Here is a 744-nt window from a genome sequence, read left to right on the forward strand (position 1 = left end):
GCGATGATGAGCGGACGGCGCGCGCCAGCGATCGCTGCTCCGGCACGGGCCAGCGCCTCTGCGGCAGGCGGACGGCGCTCGATGATGTGGACCCGCTTCTCGAAGAAGCTCGCCGGGTAATCATACGTCTCGGCCTGCACATCCTGCGGCAGCGCCAGCGTCACCGCGCCGGTCTCCGCCGGGTCGGTCAGCACGCGCATTGCCTGCAGCGCCGCGCTGATCAGTTGCTCTGGCCTTACGATCCGATCCCAGTAACGGCTCACCGGGCGGAAGGCGTCGACCGCCGAGACCGTGTAGTCGCCGGGCACCTCCAGCTGCTGCAGCACCGGATCGGGCTGGCGGCAGGCGAAGTTGTCGCCGGGCAGCAGCAGCACCGGGATCCGGTTGACGGTCGCAGTGGCGGCAGCGGTCACCATATTGAGCGCTCCCGGACCGATCGAGGAGGTGCAGGCATAGATCTGGCGGCGCTTGCGCTGTTTGGCGAAGGCGGCGGCCGCATGCACCATGCCCTGCTCGTTTTTGCCCTGGATATAGGTCAGACTGCCCGGACTGCGCTCGAGCGCCTCGCCCAGACCGGTCACATTGCCATGTCCGAAGATTCCCATCACGCCTTGCACGAACTTGTACTCCTGGCCATCCACCGATACATACTGCTGATCCAGAAACTTCAGCAGCGCCTGGGACATCGATAAACGCAACGTCGACATAATAATCTCCTCTCCATAGGGTTAAGCGCTTAACCCT

General features: G+C 64.5%; 1 protein-coding gene. It reads right to left on the reverse strand.

What is annotated here, in order from left to right:
• Positions 1–707: thiamine pyrophosphate-binding protein (locus PA598K_RS35195; RefSeq protein WP_260405773.1), on the reverse strand; the 707-nt coding region annotated here is incomplete at its 3' end.
• Positions 708–744: the final 37 nt, after the last annotated feature.

Source organism: Paenibacillus sp. 598K (assembly GCF_003851045.1).
In the GTDB taxonomy this organism is placed as follows: Bacteria; Bacillota; Bacilli; order Paenibacillales; family Paenibacillaceae; genus Paenibacillus_D.